Origin of the sequence: Chryseobacterium luteum, from assembly GCF_000737785.1 — a bacterium.
Lineage (GTDB): Bacteria > Bacteroidota > Bacteroidia > Flavobacteriales > Weeksellaceae > Chryseobacterium > Chryseobacterium luteum.
The window spans coordinates 191063-210290 of record NZ_JPRO01000003.1; the positions used below are offsets into that span (position 1 = coordinate 191063).

Genomic DNA, 19228 nt, shown 5'->3' on the forward strand with positions numbered 1-19228 from the left:
CGTTAAGCAAAAAATTATGAAGATGCAGCAGTACTTTTTATCATTCGCTGTTCTGTTGGGAATATTCGTTGGTGCCCAGCAGAAAACATTCTGTAACCCGATTAACATCGATTATGGCTACACACCGTTTGAAGTTTTCTCAAAGCAGGGGAAACACCGTGCTACAGCCGATCCTGTGATTGTTAATTTTAAAAATAAATTATTCCTTTTCTCCACCAATCAGGAAGGATACTGGTACAGTGATGATATGCTGGACTGGAAATTTGTGAAGAGAAAATTCCTGAGAGACAATAAATACATCCACGATCTGAATGCTCCGGCAGTCTGGGCCATGAAAGATACCCTGTATGTTTACGGATCCACCTGGGAACAGGATTTCCCGATCTGGAAAAGTACCAATCCTACCAAAGACGACTGGAAAATTGCGGTTGATACTTTAAAAGTTGGAGCCTGGGATCCCGCATTCCATTATGATGAGGATAAAAATAAACTGTATCTGTACTGGGGATCCAGCAACGAATGGCCGCTGCTGGGAACCGAAGTGAAGGTTAAAAACTTACAGTCAGAAGGTTTTACAAAACCAATTATAAGACTGAAGCCTGAGGATCACGGTTGGGAAAGGTTCGGGGAATATAATGACAATGTTTTCCTTCAGCCGTTTGTAGAAGGAGCATGGATGACCAAACATAACGGGAAATATTATATGCAGTACGGAGCTCCCGCCACAGAATTCAGCGGATATTCTGACGGAGTGTATGTCAGCAAAAATCCGCTGGAAGGTTTTGAGTACCAGCAGCACAATCCGTTTTCTTACAAACCCGGCGGTTTTGCGAGAGGAGCGGGACACGGCGCTACTTTTGAAGACAATTACAAAAACTGGTGGCACGTCTCAACGATTTTTATTTCCACTAAAAATAATTTTGAACGAAGACTGGGGATCTGGCCTGCAGGATTTGATAAAGATGATGTAATGTATACCAATACAGCTTACGGAGATTATCCTACCTACCTTCCGCAGTATGCACAGGGTAAAGATTTTTCAAAAGGGCTTTTTGCAGGCTGGATGCTGCTGAATTATAACAAACCCGTTCAGGTGTCGTCTACTTTAGGCGGCTATCAGCCGAATTTAGCAGTAGATGAAGATATTAAAACCTACTGGAGCGCAAAAACAGGTAATTCAGGAGAATGGTTCCAGACGGATCTTGGGGAGATTTCCACCATCAATGCCATTCAGATCAATTATGCAGACCAGGATGCCGAATTTATGGGTAAAACGCTGGGCAAAATGCATCAGTACAAAATTTATGGATCGAATGACGGAAAGAAATGGAATGTTGTCGTGGATAAGAGTAAGAATACCAAAGATGTTCCCCACGATTATGTAGAGCTTGAAAAACCGGTCAAAGCAAGATTCCTGAAAATGGAAAACCTGAAAATGCCTACCGGGAAATTTGCACTGAGCGGTTTCAGAGTCTTCGGAAAAGGAGCGGGAGAAAAGCCAAAGAAAGTGGAAGGATTTGTTCCTTTAAGAGCTGATCCTAAAAAATACGGTGAGAGAAGAAGCATCTGGATGAAATGGCAGCAGAACCAGGATGCAGACGGATATGTGATCTATTGGGGGAAATCTCCGGATAAATTATACGGAAGCATTATGGTATACGGAAAAAATGAATATTTCTTTACCGGAGCTGACCGAACTGATTCTTACTATTTCCAGATCGAAGCCTTCAATGCAAACGGAGTTTCGGAAAGAACGGAGATTGTAAAATCTGAATAAAATAATGAGAGTAAAAAGAGCTTAACCATCGGATCGGATCATAAATATGCGATATCTGTCCACAATCTGCGCGAGTTTCTAGTGTGCAAAGACGCAGTTCTGCAATTTGATTTTGAGGTAAAATTATTTTATATCTGAATAAAAAATAAAACGCTTTGAAATTTTCGGAGCGTTTATTTTTTACCAGTTTTTTTCAGAAAAGCAGCAATTTTATTAATCAGGAACTCATTATTCGGGGCTTTGTCCCAATCCAGATGACCTCCGTTGAATTCATAAGTTACATGTTGTACCTTATTTTGAATCAGAACAGAATCTAATTTTCTTTTCTGAGATAAAGGAATAACCTGATCTCTGTTTCCATAGTAGGAAAGAGTAGGAGCAGAAGAGGAATCAATCCAGCTTACTGGACTTGCCAATGAGGTTTTAGACATTCCTGCGGGAACAGCTTTGGCATCCACCAGAAAGTTTTTCACAAATGAATAATCCTGATAGGTTTCAAATCCGGGATCAGAAAGGTCAGACGGCCCTACAATATTCACAACAGCCTTTACTTTTCTCTGAGTATCGAAATGGTAGGCATACATCATCGATAAATGGGCACCGGCACTGTTCCCGAGAACGACCAGCCGGGGGCGGTATTTCAGTTTTTTTTCTAAATAGGTGACTGCCTTTTCAATATCATCCGTCTGGTTGGGAATGCCGTTACGCGTTGAGGTGGCAAGCCTGTAATTGATATTGGCAAAAATATGATCCGGAAATTTCTGCATCATGGAAAGGGTAAAGAAAGTAAGCTGGGATTTATCTCCGCCCCTCCAGCCGCCGCCATGGGCAATGATAAAAACGTCCGTTTTTTTTGAATTTTTGTGACGGGGCAGATAAAAGTCCATCACCTGTCCGGGATCACCTCCGTAATGGATGTTTTCCTCTTTGTCAAAGCTGATGTCTTTACCCAGTGTGACTTTCTTTTCTTTACAGCCGGAAATAAGAAATACAGCAACTAAGCATTTAAAAATAATGATCAAATAATTTCTCATTAATAAAATGGAGGTTAAAGATTAGACTTTCATGAATTCAAGATAAGCAATATAAACCATAATTTTCATCCGGTTTGCGACTTATATTTTTAATGACAAACCGTGAGCTAAAATCATAGTTGTGGAGTTATCCGGGTTCATCTTTCGTATGATTTTAATCAATAATGGAATTATTATTTTTACTTAGTATAAATAAAGCGATAGATTTGCATTTGAAAAAAATTACTGAATGAAATTTATAGCTACAGCAGTCTTCCTTTTCGGAGGTTTAGGATGGGCCCTTGCCCAGAATTTTGGGAATATTTCCGGAGTTCTCAGGCAGCACAACGGAGAAGTTCTTCGTGAAGCAACCGTAGAATTGGTAGAAACCAATAAGCATACCCTTACCGATCAGGACGGGAAATTCAGTTTTGAACATCTTACCGATGGTGATTATCATATCAGGATTCAGGTGATAGGCTCGGCAGAGAAGACCATTGAAGTGAAGGTTGTACAGAATGAGCCTGTTATGGTCAATTACCAGTTTGAGAAAGAAAATATTTCCGCGATACAGGAAATCACACTTTCCAGCAATATCAATAAGTTTTCTAAAAAGGAAAGCCCTTATGTATCGAAGCTTCCATTAAAAAATATGGAAACACCGCAGGTTTATATCAGCGTTCCCAAGGAACTTATCCAGGAGCAGATTGCAGTGAATTTAGGAAGTATCTCAAAAAATATTCCGGGTGCAGGTATTCCTATGCTGGCCAATCAGGGACGTGTGACTTTTCTTTCCCGCGGATTTACAACTGAGCCTATGGTGAGAAATGGGATCTCGGGCTTCGCTTATACAACCATTGATCCTGCCAATCTTGAAAAGGTGGAAGCTATAAAAGGACCTTCAGCTACTTTATTCGGATCGAATCTTTCTACTTACGGAGGCTTATTCAACAGGGTGACGAAAAAACCATTTAACGGTTTCGGAGGTGAAGTGTCTTATACCGCAGGAAGCTGGAATTACAACCGGGTTGCAATGGATGTGAATACTGCTGTCAATAGTGATAAAACCATTCTTTTCAGATTAAATGGTGCGGCTACTTTTCAAAAAAGTTTTCAGGACCTGGGTTTCAGCAATGCACTTTCTGTTGCACCGTCAGTTTCCTATCAGATCAATGATAGGCTGTCCCTTCTATTTGATATAGAGTATGGGCATGAAAAGGCAACATCGGTTGTAAGATTCAATCCTTTTTTAGGAAGCAATAAAGTACAGTCTATTGCAGATATGGGATTTCCTTATAACAGATTATTCGGAAGCAACGCGATTCCCTATGAAACCGAAATGATGAATATTTTTGCACAGATGAATTATAAAATTTCGGATAACTGGACTTCACAGACGCTTGTATCGCGTGCAAAATCCACCATCGACGGATATATCACCGCTATCAACGGAGCTTCTGATACAACGGCCCGTTTACAGGTAATGAAAGGGAATACAAATTTTATTGCGACCAATATCCAGCAGAACTTTATCGGGGATTTTCAGATCTCAGGGCACAGAAACAGAATCATTGTGGGGCTGGATTATTACAATAATGCAAACAGTTTTGACAGGGTAACGGTAAATGGTGCACCTTTCGACTTTACCGGAAATGCTCCTTATGCTGTAAACCAGGCTGCGATTGATAATCTTGTCGCATCCGGAACTCCAAGACTGGAAAAAAACGGAGATAACAGCTATGCTGTTTACGTATCGGATGTTTTCAATATTACAGACCGGTTTCTGGCTATGGTAAGTTTAAGGGCAGACCGTTATCAGAATATGGGAGTTACGAATATTGCTCAGAATGTAACTACAGGAGATTACTGGCAGACCAATTTTTCTCCGAAATTCGGACTGGTCTATGAAGTGGTAAAGGATAAGGTTTCAGTTTTTGGAAATTATATGAACGGGTTTACCAATAAAGGAGGTTCTGATATTTCAGGGAACACCTTTAAACCTGAGCAGGCTAATCAAAAAGAATTTGGGGTAAAAGGAGATCTTTTCGGGCATAAATTGGTGGGAACCATCAGTTATTATGATATTGATGTTAAAAATATGGTGCGTCAGGATCCTGTTAATAATTTATTCTCAATTCAGGACGGAGGCCAGAGAAGCAAAGGTTTCGAGTTGGAGCTTACCGCCAATCCGGTGAAAGGATTCAATATTATTGCCGGATATGCCTATAATGACAGCAAAATGACCAAAGCCGATGATAAAATCAATGGTCTTCGTCCTGCGCTTTCCGGGCCGTCTAACCTCTATAACCTTTGGATGAGCTATCAGATCATGAACGGAGAATGGAAAGGACTGGGAATCGGTTTTGGAGGAAATAAAGGAAATCATTCTTTCCAAACGAATACAACAGCTGCAAAAGTGATCATCCCTGCTTACACTACTTTGGATGCAACATTGTTTTATGATCACAAAAACTTCAGAGCCGGGATCAAAGTCAATAATTTAACCAATGAAAAGACTTGGTCTGTAAGATTAACGCCACAAAATCCTACACAGGTTTTGGGAAGTATTGCCTATAAATTTTAAATTCCTTTGTGGAATAAATATCTTTTTTTGATTTCGTTATAAAACTGGTTTTCAAAGGAAAAGTAAAACCCACCGGAAATACCGGTGGGTTACCACAAAAATAATTGAATATGAAGAAAGATGTTTTTTATCTTGTTCTGCTCTTGATGGCATCGGATGCGCCTTCGATGTCTCTTGCTTTTTTCACTTTCTGATTTCCGAAGTTATAGGTTATACTGAAAGTCATCCCTCTTCTGTACTGATCGTTTCTGACATAGTTGTAGTTCCCTGTTGACTGGGAATCTTCGATCTCTACAATATTTGTTTTCAATACATCATTCACGTTAAGAGCAAAGGTCCAGTCGTTCCAGTTTTTTTTGATGCTCAGATCCAGGCTCATCAGGTTTTTCAGCATTCCCAGCTCGATCTGCTGCTTATCCACAAAGAAATAATTGACACCCAGGAACCATGTTTTCTTTTTGTCTAAACGGATGGTGTTATTCGTTTGGATCACCATACTTGTCGATTTTGTCTTATTGGTATAAGTGTCAAAAACCTGCCCGGTAGTTGGATCCGTATTCAATGTTCCGTTATTGATATTGTGCTGAATCCCAATATTAAAATTCATTGTTAAATACTGCTTGAAAAATGTTTTTTGCATCCCAAGCATAACGGACATTTCCTGCTTGTCTCCGAAATTGGTTCTGATATAAGCTAATTGTCTGTATCTGACATTATCTCTTATAATCTCTCTCTGCAAAGGAACCTGGGTAATGATATCTTTAAAATAAGAGTGGTTTAAGATCAGAAAGTATGAACTTTTAAACATATAAGTCAATTCCTGGTTGTAGGTAGAAGATGACTTTACGAATGGATTGTTCTGGGTATAATTATCCTGGGTAAGGATGTTTTTCACAGGGTTTAATTCCCAGAAGCTCGGTCTTCGCATTCTGCTCGAAAAGGCATAGGAAATATTGTTCTTATTATTAATGGCATAATTGAAGCTCAGATAAGGCAGAATATTGTTATAGTTTTGTTCAATCTCCTGGTATTGTTGGTTTTCAGTGTTTTGAGGGTTGTCTGAAGTTCCCAAGCTTCTGGTGATTTCATATCGTGCTCCCACTTTTCCTGAAAGCTTATCAGAAAATTTCTTTTCAAGCGTTAAATAAACCCCGTAAATGCTTTCATCATAGATAAAATGATTAAAATCCGGTTTTGAAGCTACAAGGTTTCCTTTTTTGTCATATGAATAAGTATAGTTCTTAGTATCGTTATCTGTTTTGGTTTTATTGAAATTTCCACCCACAGAAGCTGTAAAATCATTCTTAAACTTCCGGATATAATCTACCGTTCCTGAAAAATTGTTGATAACCTGCGGAATTTCCTGGGTGATTTTTTGGCCTAATTGTGTAAAATCATTTGATATTCCCGGAACTAAAGTCCTGTTGTCAGAAAACTGCGATCTTCTGTAGTTCAGGTAGGCTGCATTCACATTTAACTTGCTTCCCAGAGAATCTGTTTTTAATTCATAATTTAGATTTACTGAATTGTTGTAATAATGAGCGTCTTCTCTGTTCTCAGATTTATTGTATTCAATTGATTTTAAACTGCCGTCGGTATTGTAATTTCTTAATGTATTCAGTAGATCTACTGTAGAATCATTACTTTTATTGTACCATGAATTCCAGGTAAGCGCCAGGTTACTGTTATCCGTTAACTGATAATCGAAATTTAAATATCCTCCAAGATTTTTGTTCGGATCAATGATATCACCAACAGATTCATTAGAGATTAAGCTTGTTCCGTTCCTTAAAACATAAGACTGGGCCTGAATATTCTCTCCTGTAAAAATATTACCGCTGATTCCCAGTTTATCTTTTCTGTAGTTCAGAGAAAGTGAGGCGCTGGAACCGTTATATTTGTTCTGCATATTACTCATCCTCATGTTTCCGTTCAGTCCGTCGCTCATTTTTTTCTTCATCACGATATTGATGATTCCGTCTGAAGATTCTACCTGGTATTCACTGCCCGGAACAGTGATGACCTCAATTTTCTGGATGTTTTCTGCAGGTGTGCTCTTAAGAAGCTGTACCAGGGATTCCGCATCCATATTAGTTTTTCTTCCGTTGATATAGATCAGGGCATTATTCTTTCCGGCAATCTTTAACGTTTTATCATCGGTTGAAGATAAAAGAGGCGTCTGCTTCAGGAGATCAAAAGTAGTATTTCCTTTGGCAACCGGAGAAGCTGCAACATCGTATACAAAACGGTCACTCTGTTTTTTAAAGACCTGCTTCGTAATCGTGATGCCTTCTATGGATTTTGCTTTTACCGTATCGGATTTTTTTTCCTGGGCAAAAATTACGCTTCCTGACATAGCTGCCGCCAGTATAATTATCTTTTTCATGTTTATTCTTATTTAAGTGCCGCTGTGAAACGGTAGTGGTTGTTGTTTTATTTTTGTGGTAGAAATTAAGTCCTTGATTTTATAGCATCGTTAGCCGATTTCATTTCTCTTGCTTTTTTCAGTTTCTGGTTCCCGAAGTTGTACGTTACCCCGATATTCAGAATTCTTGGATATTCGAAGTTCATAACATTATTGTAGCTTCCGTTAGGCTGTATTCCCTGGATACTGTTATAATTCTGGTTGAATACATCATACACTTCCGCTACAAAGGTCCAGTCGCCCATAATTTTCTTTAGGCTCACATCGAAGCTTTGTCTTACCCCAAGAGTTCCGCTTTCTATTTTCACTTTGCTGCCGTAGTAGTAATTCACTCCTAAGAACCAATCCTTATTGGAAGAAAGACGGATATTGTTGTTGATATTAGCGGATATATTGAAGTTTTTGAAATTGATTATATAAGGTCTAACAACTTCTGTATATAATGGATCAGGAACTGTCGTAGGATCTTCCAATACTTTCCCCTTGTAAATGTTATATCCTAAATTCACAGAATAGTTGGTTGTCCAGATCTCTTTGAACCATGATTTATTCATTCCTAAGGTCAGACCGAACTGTTTGTTATTCCCATAATTAGTTCTGATGTATCTTAAAAATTTAGTGGTAACTAATTTTGTTGCCCCGTTAGGGCCGTATATGATATTTCCTTTCTTATCTTTTTCAGGTCCTGTGATCGTTCCTTGAAGCGGTATTTGGTTTGAAGCGTCCTCTACATAATTGAAACTAAGGTTGGCAAAAAATGCATTCTTGTACATGTAATTTATTTCCTGGTTATAAAACTTGGAAGCTAGTACGAATGGGTTATTCTGCGTATAATTATTCGGAGTGAAATAGGTTCTCGAAGGATTCAGTTCCCAGAATCTCGGTCTTCTGATTCTGCTGGAGAAACTGTAGGTAAGATTATGATCTGCGTTGATGGCATAATTCAGATTAAGATAGGGCAGAAGGTTATTATAGTTTCTGTCAAAACTTGTTTTTTCCAGGATTTCACCGCTGCTTTTGGTCATTTCATAACGGGCTCCTATTTTTCCTGAAAGTTTTTCACTCAGCTTTCTTTCATAAGTCAGATAAGCCCCAAATATTCTTTCCTTATAAATAAAGTGATTCGTCTGGTTAATGTCATTCACAAAACTGTTGTCTACCAGAACATCCTGTCTTGTATCATTGTCGGTATTTGTGTTGTTGTAACTTACTCCCATCAGCCAGGTATGGCCTTTGGCCGTTTTTTTAAGATAGTCGATGTTGGCAGCATAGTTGTTGATGATCTGAGGTACCGACTGTCTCAATGCGCTGTAAATGCTGTTCTCATCAATATCAGAACTATTCGTTAGAGGATAGCTTTTGTTGATGCTCATTTTATTCCTGTTAAACGATAAATAAGATACATTGGAGGTAAGCTTGCTTCCGATAGAATCCATTTTTATTTCATAATTCAAATTGAAAGAATGGTTTCTGGTCTGTGCATTTTCATGATTCACCGTTCTGTTTTTCAGAACACCGTTTTCCCAGTTTGTCACATCCAGAATAGAGTTGAAGCTTTTATTATACCTCCCGTTATATGTAAACCCTAAACTGTGATTCTTATTGATCTCATAATCAATATTAATGCTTCCGCCTAGATTTTTATTAGGATCATCATTGTAACCTAAAGATTCATTTCTGAAGGTAGAGTCTCCATTAGACAGTGTATATCTTTCTCTGCCTGTCCAGCTTCCCGTATTGAAGTTTGAGTTTACAGACCATTTGTTTTTTCTGAAATTAAATGAAGCGCCTGCGGAAGGATTATTATAGTAGGCCTGCTCATTATTCATTTTCAGTGTTCCGTTGTAGCCGTCATTTTTCTTCTTTTTCATCACAATATTGATGACCCCTTCATTCGATTCTACCTGGAATTCACTTCCCGGAGTGGTGATCACTTCAATTTTCTGGATATCTTCAGATGGAGTTCCTTTCAGCATTTCAATCAGGGCCTCGGCATCCATATTGGTTTTTTTATTGTTGATGTAGATCACCACATCAGATTTTCCCATGATCTTCAATGATTTTCCGTCTATGCTGGAGATCATTGGAGTCTGCTTCAAAAGATTGAATGTATTGGTTCCCTTGGCAATCGGGGAAGAGGCTACATCGTAGATGAAACGGTCACTTTGTTTTTTGAAAACCTGCTTCCTGATATTGACTGCTTCAATGTTTTTTATTTTCAGAGTATCTTTTGTCTGCTGGGCAGCTGCCAGTCCGCTGAAAAATAGGGCGGCAATTAAAATCTGAGCTTTCATGATCATTATTTTTTTAGTGGTTTAATAGCTTGTATCTGTTATTATCTAACATTGCAAAGATATATAATAAAAACAGTATCATGCAATACAAAGTACTTAAAATATTTTAATTGTTAATTTAACTTTCTGATTTTCAGTTGGTAAAATTTTGAATTAAAAATTCAACCTCTTTTAACTTTCTATATAATTAGACAATTGAACATCAAAGTTTATTACATCACAGATTAAAATTTGATCAGATTTAAAAAACAGGTAATGAAATTTAATAAAAAAGCAGTCAAATCTGTTTTGCGATTACTTTAGTATAAACTGAAAATTATTAGCATATGAAAGAAAAGTACTTACTATTAAACGTGTTATTGTTAATGTTTTCATTATAAAAATGAAACTTATTTAAGAGATGAATAATCACAATTCAACCTTGAATCTGATTTTAATTTTAGAAGTGCAGTACAAAGAAACTTACGCCTGATACACAATGCGTAGTTGTTGAGGTGATTAATTTCGGAGCGGTAAGAACATAGATTTTACTGTCAACGGAATTTATACTGATACAAGCGGAAGTCATACCTTCCCATCAACAGGATATTTAATGAGAGATCTCTAATTATTTGTCAATTACAGCTTAAAAAAGGACCGAAATGGTCCTTATTGTATGTTATATTGTTATTCTCGGTCGAAGCGGGCCAGTTTTTTGTCTATCCAAATAGTGGCAAAAGGGAAAAACGCGGCAATTAAAGAGAAGACACTGTCTTCATCATCCCAGGTGTATATTTTTCTTATGGAAGGCAGAAACAGCAGGTAAAGTGTAAAAAACAATCCGTGAATACTGCCAATAGTACTGATATATACGATTGGGAAAACACCTTCCGGATCCGTACGTATCCAGGTCATTGCCGTAAATAGAAAAAACCATGAAACAGCTTCAGCCAAACAGATTTGCTTAAACCATCTGATAATTTTTTCCTGAGGATATTTTGAGAAATATTTTTCGATAAATTCCATGCCGTAAAGTATAATTGATGAATTATAAGTGACTCGTTCGAGCCTGAGCCCTAATTCCTAAAACCTATTTTCTGAATCGCAAAATTACTTATAAAAACTGCTTCCGTCCAAATATTCAAAAACTTCCGGCGGAAGCATTGGACGTACATTTTTCCCTTCCTTAATCATATTTCTGATCTCGGTGGCAGAAAGCTCGATGACCGGAGCTTTGATCATGGAAATATTCTCATGCTGTAAATATTCCGAATCTTTCTTTTCCCCTTCAAAAACCCTTGGGTAAACAATAATATGGTGATTTTTAATCAGGATATCGGAGTTTTTCCATTTGTGAAGGCTGTCAAGATTATCCTCACCCATGATCAGGCTGAAAGAGTAATCAGGATGCTTTTCATGAAGATAAGTAAGCGTGTCAATAGTATAGCTGGGCTTGGGAAGTGAAAACTCCACATTGGAAGCTCTCATTTTCGGGTAACTTTTTACGGCAAGCTGTACCATATCCAGTCGGTTATGATCTTTCAGTAAAGATTTTTTATCCTTAAAAGGGTTCTGCGGGCTTACCACAAACCACAGTTCATCCATGTCGGAATTTTCCAGAATGTAATTCGCCAGAATTAAATGTCCAATATGTATCGGATTGAAAGACCCGAAAAATAAGCCGATTTTTTTCATTGATTGTTAAGATAGATGATAGGTAACAGGTAGCAGCTACGGCTAATCCCTGAACTTCACATCCTTTATATTCAAATAATGCGTTACATTTCCTTTCCAGTGGTTTTCCTCTAAAGTGAAGGCAAGATCGAAATTTTTATTTTTAAAATCTTCCGCATGCTGTCCAAGTTTGAAGCCTACACATTCAATATTTCTGCCGGTAGATTCCTGCTTGATGTAAAACTTCAGGTGGTTGTTGTCTTTCCCCATTGTTTTTACATAGCCGGCCAGCTTCTGGTTCGTCAGTGTAAGAATAGGTTTCATATTATGGGGACCGAACGGAGCCAGCTTTCTGTGGAAATTAATGAAGTCCCTGTTGATCTCATCGACTTTAATTTCAGAATCAATGGTGATGGAAGGTTCCTGCTGGTGTTCCTGGATCTTTTCGGAGACTATTTTCTCAAATTTTATTTTGAAAGCCTCAAATTTATCCTTTTCCATGGAAAGTCCTGCAGCAGCATGATGCCCGCCGAACTTCAGGAAATATTCAGAGCACATATCAAGTGCTTCATGCACATCAAAATCAGAAACGGATCTCGCAGACGCCACCATTTCCCCATTATTACCGTCAGTGAATACAAGAGTTGGTTTGTAATACGTTTCGATAAGTCTTGATGCTACAATACCGATCACTCCTTTGTTCCATTCAGGATGATAAACAATGGTGGAATGCTTCGTTTGCTGCTGTGATTCTACAATCTGGTTCAAAGCAGAAAGGGTGGAATTCATATCAAGTTCACGCCTTTCATCATTAAGATCCATAATGTCGCTGACAATCTGGTTGGCATGTTTCAGGTTATCGGAAACCATAAGTTCTACTGCTGCTTTTCCCTGTGAAATTCTTCCTGCGGCATTAATTTTCGGAGCGATTTCAAAAACAATGTTTGAAATTTCAAAGTGAGACAGCTTATCTTCAGGAATCAGCAGTCTTAATCCAAGATTTCTTGTTTTTCTCAGCACTTTTAATCCCATTTTAGCCAGGACCCTGTTTTCTCCGGTCATGGAAACAATATCTGCCGCTATGGAAATGGCCAGCAGGTCTGTAAGCTCAAATAATTCAGCTTCAGGAATTTTATAGATCGTATTCAGTCCCTGGCAGAGTTTGAAGCCCACACCACATCCTGAAAGTTCTTTAAAAGGATATCTGCAGTCGTTTCTCTTCGGATCCAGAACAGCTACCGCGTTGGGAATCTCATCACCCGGAAGGTGATGGTCGCAGATAATAAAATCAATCCCCTTGTCCTGGGCGTATTTGATCATGTCGGTAGCTTTGATACCGCAGTCCAGGGCAATGATCAGCGAAAAACCGTTTGCTTTGGCAAAATCAATACCTTCGGTAGAAATTCCGTATCCTTCAGAATTCCTGTCTGGAATATAATAATCTAAATATTTTTTCTCAACAATTTTGCTGAGGTATAGGTACATCAAAGCGACAGCCGTAGTTCCGTCTACATCATAATCTCCGTAAACCAGTATTTTTTCACCATTTTCAATTGCAGTTGCAATGCGTTCTACGGCTTTCTGCATATCTGCCATTAAAAACGGGCTGTGTATATCGTTGAGGTTGGGTTTAAAGAATTCTCTGGCCTTTTGATAATTGTCAATTCCTCTTAAAACGAGGAGTTTAGATTCAAAAGTACCAAAACCAAGTGACGAACTTAATCTGTCCACAACTTCCTCATCGGGCTCGGGCTTGTAAATCCATTTCTGACTCATTTCACAAAAATAAGGAAAAAAAATAGCATTCTGAAATGATTAAGGATGAACTTGATCTGCTGATTGTTGAAAAAAAAATTATATCTTCGCGGTCCAAATTAAAAATGATTATGAGAAAAATTACTCTATGCCTTCTATTCTTAGGGGCCATGAATGCTGTATCAGCACAGAAAATTAACCTTGGAAAAGCTGCAGGTATTGTTTCGAAAGGAGCAAAAGCCCTTACGTTTACCAATGAAGATGCCGTGAAACTGTCAAAAGAATCCGTTGACTGGATGGACAAGAACAACCCTGTTGCAGGTCCTAAAGATCCTTATACGGTAAGACTTAACAGGCTTTTCGGAAAGCACAAATCCCAGGACGGGCTTGCTTTGAACTATAAAGTTTACAAAGTAAAAGATATCAATGCTTTTGCTTGTGCAGACGGAAGTGTTCGTGTGTTTTCTTCATTAATGGATATCATGACGGATGATGAAATATTAGCAGTAATCGGGCATGAGATAGGACACGTAAAAAATCAGGACACGAAAGACGCTATTAAATCTGCTTATCTTAAGGCAGCTGCACTGGATGCGGCATCATCTGCTTCAGGAACAGTGGCAGCGTTGAATGACAGCCAGATAGGACAGATGGCCAATGCTTTCCTGGATGCTTCACACAGCAAAAAACAGGAATCTGAAGCGGATACGTATTCTTATGATTTCATGAAAGCTAATAAGTACAATGTAGTAGGAGCGTATACTGCATTCAAAAAGCTGGCTTTGCTTTCGGAAGGAAGTACTCAGACTGGTTTTCAGAAAATGTTCAACTCTCACCCTGACAGCGAAAAAAGAGCTCAGGCGATTAAGAAGAGAGCAGAAAAAGATGGTTTATGGAAAGATCCGGGAACGGTAAGTATTCCTAAAACGAAGCTTACAAAATAATTCAATCTTCATTTAAAATAGAAATTCCTCAAAGTTGTCTTTGAGGAATTTCTTTTATACTGAATTTTAATGTGATCTTAAAAAATTAAGAATACATTTTTTCTCTGATTTCTTTTACTTTTTTGTCAGCAAGATATTCATCGTACGTCATTTCTCTGTCGATGATTCCTGTTGGCGTAAGCTCGATAATCCTGTTACAGACTGTCTGAAGCATTTCATGGTCATGAGATGACAATAAAAGATTTCCTTTGAAGTTAGACAACGAGTTGTTCAATGTTGTGATACTTTCCAGGTCTAAGTGGTTAGTAGGCTCATCAAGCAAAAGAACGTTGGCTTTCTGAAGCATCATTCTGCTGAACATACATCTCATTTTTTCACCTCCTGAAAGTACTTTACAGGATTTTAAAGCCTCATCACCTGAAAACAGCATTCTTCCCAGGAATCCTCTTACAAATTCTTCGTGACGCTCTTCATCATTTTTAGTGAATTGTCTCAACCAGTCTACCAGGCTGATATCTTCCTGGAAGAATTTAGTATTATCTAAAGGCATATGAGACTGGTTAGTTGTAACGCCCCAATTAACACTTCCTTTATCTGCCTCGGTATTTCCTGCCAGGATTTCGAAAAATTCTGTGATGGCTAAAGAGTTTTTAGAAAGTACAGCTACCTTATCTCCTTTTTTAAGGTTAAGATCGATGTTGGAGAACAATAATTCTCCGTCTTTGGTTTTTTCAAGACCTTTTACATCCAGGATCTGATCTCCGGCTTCTCTTTCCATTTCGAAAATAATCGCAGGATATCTTCTTGATGATGGTTTAATATCATCAATGTTTAATTTATCGATCATTTTCTTTCTTGCAGTTGCCTGTTTAGCTTTTGCAACGTTTGAACTAAATCTCGCGATGAAATCCTGAAGCTCTTTTTTCTTCTCCTCAGCTTTCTTGTTAGCCTGGGCTCTTTGTCTTGTTGCCAATTGAGAAGCCTGATACCAGAAAGAGTAGTTACCTGTATAAAGATTTAATTTAGCATAATCCAAATCTCCGATGTGCGTACACACCGTATCTAAGAAGTGACGGTCGTGAGATACAACAATTACGGTATTTTCATAATCTGCAAGGAAATTTTCCAACCAGGCAATCGTTTCGATGTCAAGGTCATTCGTAGGTTCATCCAGGATCAATACATCAGGATTTCCGAAAAGAGCCTGGGCCAAAAGAACTTTTACTTTGTCCTGATTTTCCAGTTCGCTCATCATCTGCCAATGCATACCGTCTTTGATTCCTACGTTAGAAAGCATGGTCTGAGCATCAGATTCTGAGTTCCAGCCTCCCATTTCATCGTAAACTACACCAAGTTCACCTGCTTTGATACCGTCTTCATCAGAGAAATCCTCTTTGGCGTACAAAGCGTCCATCTCTTCTTTTATTTCAAATAATTTTGTATTTCCTCTTAAAACAGTTTCCAGAACAGTATATTGATCGTATGCAAAGTGATCCTGCTCCAAAACTGACATTCTTTTCCCTGGTTCCAGAGATACATGTCCTGTCGTTGGATCCTGCTTTCCTGTTAATATTTTAAGGAATGTAGACTTTCCTGCACCATTTGCCCCGATGATTCCGTAGCAGTTTCCTTTCGTAAACATGATGTTTACATCATCAAAAAGAATTCTTTTCCCGAATTGTAAAGATAAGTTAGATACTGTTAACATATAGTTTTGTAAATTTGGCGCAAAAATACGAAAAGAATTTGGGTATTTCGTAATAATGTAATAGTCAAGTTTTTAAATATGGGGTATTTTTTCTATATTTCATAAACGAAATAATAAAGAAGCGTCCTGAAGGGACGATTTAATGAAAGATTGAGGCATAAACCCGGTCTATATAACCACGAATTTTACAAATGAAGATCGAAAAAACAGTAAGTATATTAAACAGAAGAGCCCGTTTTGAATATGAAATCCTTGAAGAATTTGAAGCAGGGATGGTTTTGACGGGTACAGAAATAAAATCTTTACGCTCATCCAAAGCATCTATTACAGAATCCTTCTGTCAGTTTATTGACGGGGAGTTATACATTATTAATATGATGATTGATGAGTATAAACTGGGAACTTTTTACAATCACAAAACAAAAAGGGAACGGAAATTGCTGTTGCACAAAAAAGAATTGCAGAAACTTGAAAAAAAGTTAAAGGATGCCGGTAACACAATTATACCTCTTAAATTATATATCACGGACAAGGGTAAAGCCAAGGTGCTGATTTCGCTTGCCAGAGGGAAAAAACTCTTTGATAAAAGGGAAGCAATAAAAGATAGAGAAAATAAACGTAACCTGGACAGAATATTAAAGAAAAGTTAAAAATCATTCAAAAAACTTTGTATATAAAGAAAAATTATATTTATTTTGCATTATCAATTATTTAATCATTTAATTCTATGAAAAATCTAAAATTAGGAATTTCAGCATTGGCGCTTACTGTTGCCTCTACTGTCTTTGCGCAGACTACCAATAATCCGTGGTTAATCGGAGTTGGTGCTCATGCGGAAAACCATAAGGCAGCACAGACGCAATTCGGTAACACGTTCTCTGCTAATAATTTAACGAAGACGATGTTCAATATGAACAACTTCTCTATTACGCCTCCATTATCTAAATTAACAGTTGCTAGAAACATCGGTAAAGGTTTAGTTATCGACTGGCAGACTTCCGTAGGTAATGTAGATAATAAGAGATTCAACATGGGAAAAGAGTTTTTCCTAATGACAGGTCTTGGTTTCCAGGCTAAAGCAGCTGGTCTTCTATGGAATGAAGAATCTTGGTTCGATCCATATTTGAGAGTTGGTGCTAACTACCTAAGACATGATTATACTGCTCTTACTTTCCCAAGAAACGATTACAAAGGTGAATCTGTTTCTAACGGAGATGGTGGTAACGAAAACGGTAAAGCTAACCACTTTACAGTTTCTACAGGTGCTGGTGCTAACTTCTGGGTAACTAAGAACTTCGGTCTTGGTGTTCAGGGAGATTATGTATCAACTCCGGGAGATAAATCTACAGTTGCTAACTTCTGGCAAGCTTCTGCATCAATCTTATTCAGATTCGGTAACAGAGATAGAGATAAGGATGGTATCTTAGATAAAGACGATTTATGTCCGGATACACCAGGTTTACCAGAATTCCAGGGATGTCCTGATACTGACGGTGACGGTGTTCCAGATAAAGACGATCAATGTCCAGAAGTAGCTGGTCCGGTTGAAAACAACGGTTGTCCTTGGCCAGATACAGATGGTGACGGTGTTATCGATAAAGATGATGCTTGTCCTACAGTAGCAGGTCCTGCTGAAAACAACGGTTGTCCTTGGCCAGATACAGACGGTGACGGAATCTTAGATAAAGATGACGCTTGTCCTACAGTTCCAGGTCTTCCAGAATACAACGGATGTCCTAAGCCTAAGAAACAAACTGCTATTGAAACAACAGAAGCTCTTAAAGGTATCTTCTTTGACTTCAATAAAGCGACTATCAGACCAGAATCTAGCGCAAAACTAGACAATGCTGCTAAAATCATCAAAACTGACGGTGGTAACTACCTAGTTGAAGGTCAAACAGATGCTAAAGGATCTGCTGATTACAACTTGAAATTATCTAGAGAAAGAGCTGCTTCAGTAGTTGCTGCTTTAGAAGTTAGAGGTGTAGATACTAACGCTCTTAAATCAATCGGTGTTGGTGAAACTAAAGCTACAGTTTCTGATAAAGCTTCTGATGCAGAAAGACAAGCTGACAGAAAAGTTGTTGTAACTGCTGTTGAAGATGCTAACGAGTGGAATGCAATCTCTAAGAAAGATTACGTAGATGCTCCAGTTAAGAAAAAGGCAGTAGCTAAGAAAAAAGCTCCGGCTAAGAAAAAAGCTTCAGCTAAAAAGAAAAAATAATTAATTTTTCTAAATAATAAATACCTCCAATTCTTTGGGGGTATTTTTTTTTTGTTGACTTTTAGTTAATTTTGTTGAAAATTTAAAAAATAAAATGGGAAGAGCATTTGAATATAGAAAAGCTTCTAAAATGGCCCGATGGGATAAAATGGCCAAGACTTTCTCTAAAATCGGTAAAGATATAGCGCTGGCCGTAAAAGCCGGAGGAACGGATCCTGAAGCTAACCCTGCTTTAAGAAGATGTATCCAGAATGCCAAGGGTGCAAACATGCCCAAAGACAACGTAGAAAGAGCCATCAAAAAAGCAAGTGGTGCCGATGCGGAAAACTATGAAGAAATTACTTACGAAGGATACGGACAGGGAGGCGTTGCTTTCTTTGTTGAATGTACAACCAACAATACCACAAGAACCGTAGCCAATGTAAGGGCTATTTTCAATAAGTTTGATGGTAACCTCGGTAAGAATGGTGAATTAGCTTTTATCTTCGATAGAAAAGGAATTTTCAGTCTGGATTTATCCCAGGTCAAAATGGATTGGGACGATTTTGAAATGGAAATGATTGATGGTGGTGCTGAAGATGTGGAAAAAGATGAGGATGAAGTAATGATTACAACGGCTTTTGAAGATTTCGGTTCATTGTCGCATAAATTGGATGAATTGGGAATTGAAGCAAAAAGCGCAGAACTTCAGAGAATTCCGAACAACACCAAAGAAGTAAACGAAGAGCAGTTCAAAGCCAATATGAAAATGCTTGAGCGTTTTGAAGAAGATGATGATGTACAGAACGTTTACCATAATATGGAAATTACAGACGATCTGATGAACTCACTGTAAAAAATAATATAGCATT

The 19228-nt window shown here is 38.1% G+C and carries 13 protein-coding genes; 6 read left to right on the top strand and 7 right to left on the bottom strand.

The window, feature by feature from the left end:
- Positions 1-22: 22 nt before the first annotated feature.
- Positions 23-1777, top strand: coding sequence for a discoidin domain-containing protein (locus tag IX38_RS06150; protein ID WP_034703150.1), 1755 nt, complete (start codon positions 23-25; stop codon positions 1775-1777).
- 173 nt (positions 1778-1950) lie between these two features.
- On the opposite strand, the gene IX38_RS06155 is transcribed toward IX38_RS06150, so the two are convergent.
- The gene (locus IX38_RS06155) at positions 1951-2811 is read right to left on the bottom strand and encodes an alpha/beta hydrolase (protein WP_034702907.1); all 861 of its coding nucleotides are present in this window, start codon (positions 2809-2811) and stop codon (positions 1951-1953) included.
- 229 nt (positions 2812-3040) lie between these two features.
- Between IX38_RS06155 and IX38_RS06160 the strand changes: the two genes are divergently transcribed.
- On the top strand, positions 3041-5374 hold the full coding sequence (locus IX38_RS06160) for a TonB-dependent siderophore receptor (protein ID WP_034702910.1): 2334 nt from the start codon (positions 3041-3043) through the stop codon (positions 5372-5374).
- 127 nt (positions 5375-5501) lie between these two features.
- On the opposite strand, the gene IX38_RS06165 is transcribed toward IX38_RS06160, so the two are convergent.
- From IX38_RS06165 to recJ, 5 genes are all read right to left on the bottom strand, one after another.
- Positions 5502-7760 carry a TonB-dependent receptor domain-containing protein gene (locus IX38_RS06165; RefSeq protein ID WP_034702912.1) on the bottom strand — a complete coding sequence of 753 codons (2259 nt, stop codon included), beginning with the start codon at positions 7758-7760 and terminating at the stop codon, positions 5502-5504.
- A gap of 65 nt (positions 7761-7825) precedes the next feature.
- On the bottom strand, positions 7826-10093 hold the full coding sequence (locus IX38_RS06170; RefSeq protein ID WP_034703152.1) for an outer membrane beta-barrel family protein: 2268 nt from the start codon (positions 10091-10093) through the stop codon (positions 7826-7828).
- A 666-nt stretch (positions 10094-10759) separates the two neighbouring features.
- Complete coding sequence (locus IX38_RS06175; RefSeq protein ID WP_034702913.1) at positions 10760-11098, bottom strand: DUF3817 domain-containing protein; 339 nt, start codon at positions 11096-11098, stop codon at positions 10760-10762.
- 84 nt (positions 11099-11182) lie between these two features.
- On the bottom strand, positions 11183-11767 hold the full coding sequence (nadD, locus tag IX38_RS06180) for a nicotinate (nicotinamide) nucleotide adenylyltransferase (RefSeq protein WP_034702915.1): 585 nt from the start codon (positions 11765-11767) through the stop codon (positions 11183-11185).
- A gap of 42 nt (positions 11768-11809) precedes the next feature.
- Complete coding sequence (gene recJ, locus IX38_RS06185; RefSeq protein ID WP_034702916.1) at positions 11810-13522, bottom strand: single-stranded-DNA-specific exonuclease RecJ; 1713 nt, start codon at positions 13520-13522, stop codon at positions 11810-11812.
- Positions 13523-13632: 110 nt separating this feature from the next.
- Between recJ and IX38_RS06190 the strand changes: the two genes are divergently transcribed.
- Positions 13633-14445, top strand: a complete 813-nt coding sequence (locus tag IX38_RS06190) for a M48 family metallopeptidase (RefSeq protein ID WP_034703153.1) — start codon at positions 13633-13635, stop codon at positions 14443-14445.
- 85 nt (positions 14446-14530) lie between these two features.
- On the opposite strand, the gene IX38_RS06195 is transcribed toward IX38_RS06190, so the two are convergent.
- Positions 14531-16153: an ABC-F family ATP-binding cassette domain-containing protein gene (locus IX38_RS06195; protein WP_034702918.1), complete on the bottom strand. Its 1623-nt coding sequence runs from the start codon at positions 16151-16153 to the stop codon at positions 14531-14533.
- 191 nt (positions 16154-16344) lie between these two features.
- Between IX38_RS06195 and smpB the strand changes: the two genes are divergently transcribed.
- The 3 genes from smpB to IX38_RS06210 all read left to right on the top strand — a co-directional run bounded on the left by smpB (position 16345) and on the right by IX38_RS06210 (position 19212).
- Positions 16345-16803 carry an SsrA-binding protein SmpB gene (gene smpB / locus IX38_RS06200; protein ID WP_034702920.1) on the top strand — a complete coding sequence of 153 codons (459 nt, stop codon included), beginning with the start codon at positions 16345-16347 and terminating at the stop codon, positions 16801-16803.
- Positions 16804-16880: 77 nt separating this feature from the next.
- Positions 16881-18377 carry an OmpA family protein gene (locus IX38_RS06205; protein WP_034702921.1) on the top strand — a complete coding sequence of 499 codons (1497 nt, stop codon included), beginning with the start codon at positions 16881-16883 and terminating at the stop codon, positions 18375-18377.
- A 94-nt stretch (positions 18378-18471) separates the two neighbouring features.
- Positions 18472-19212, top strand: a complete 741-nt coding sequence (locus tag IX38_RS06210; protein WP_034702924.1) for a YebC/PmpR family DNA-binding transcriptional regulator — start codon at positions 18472-18474, stop codon at positions 19210-19212.
- Positions 19213-19228 lie beyond the last annotated feature (16 nt).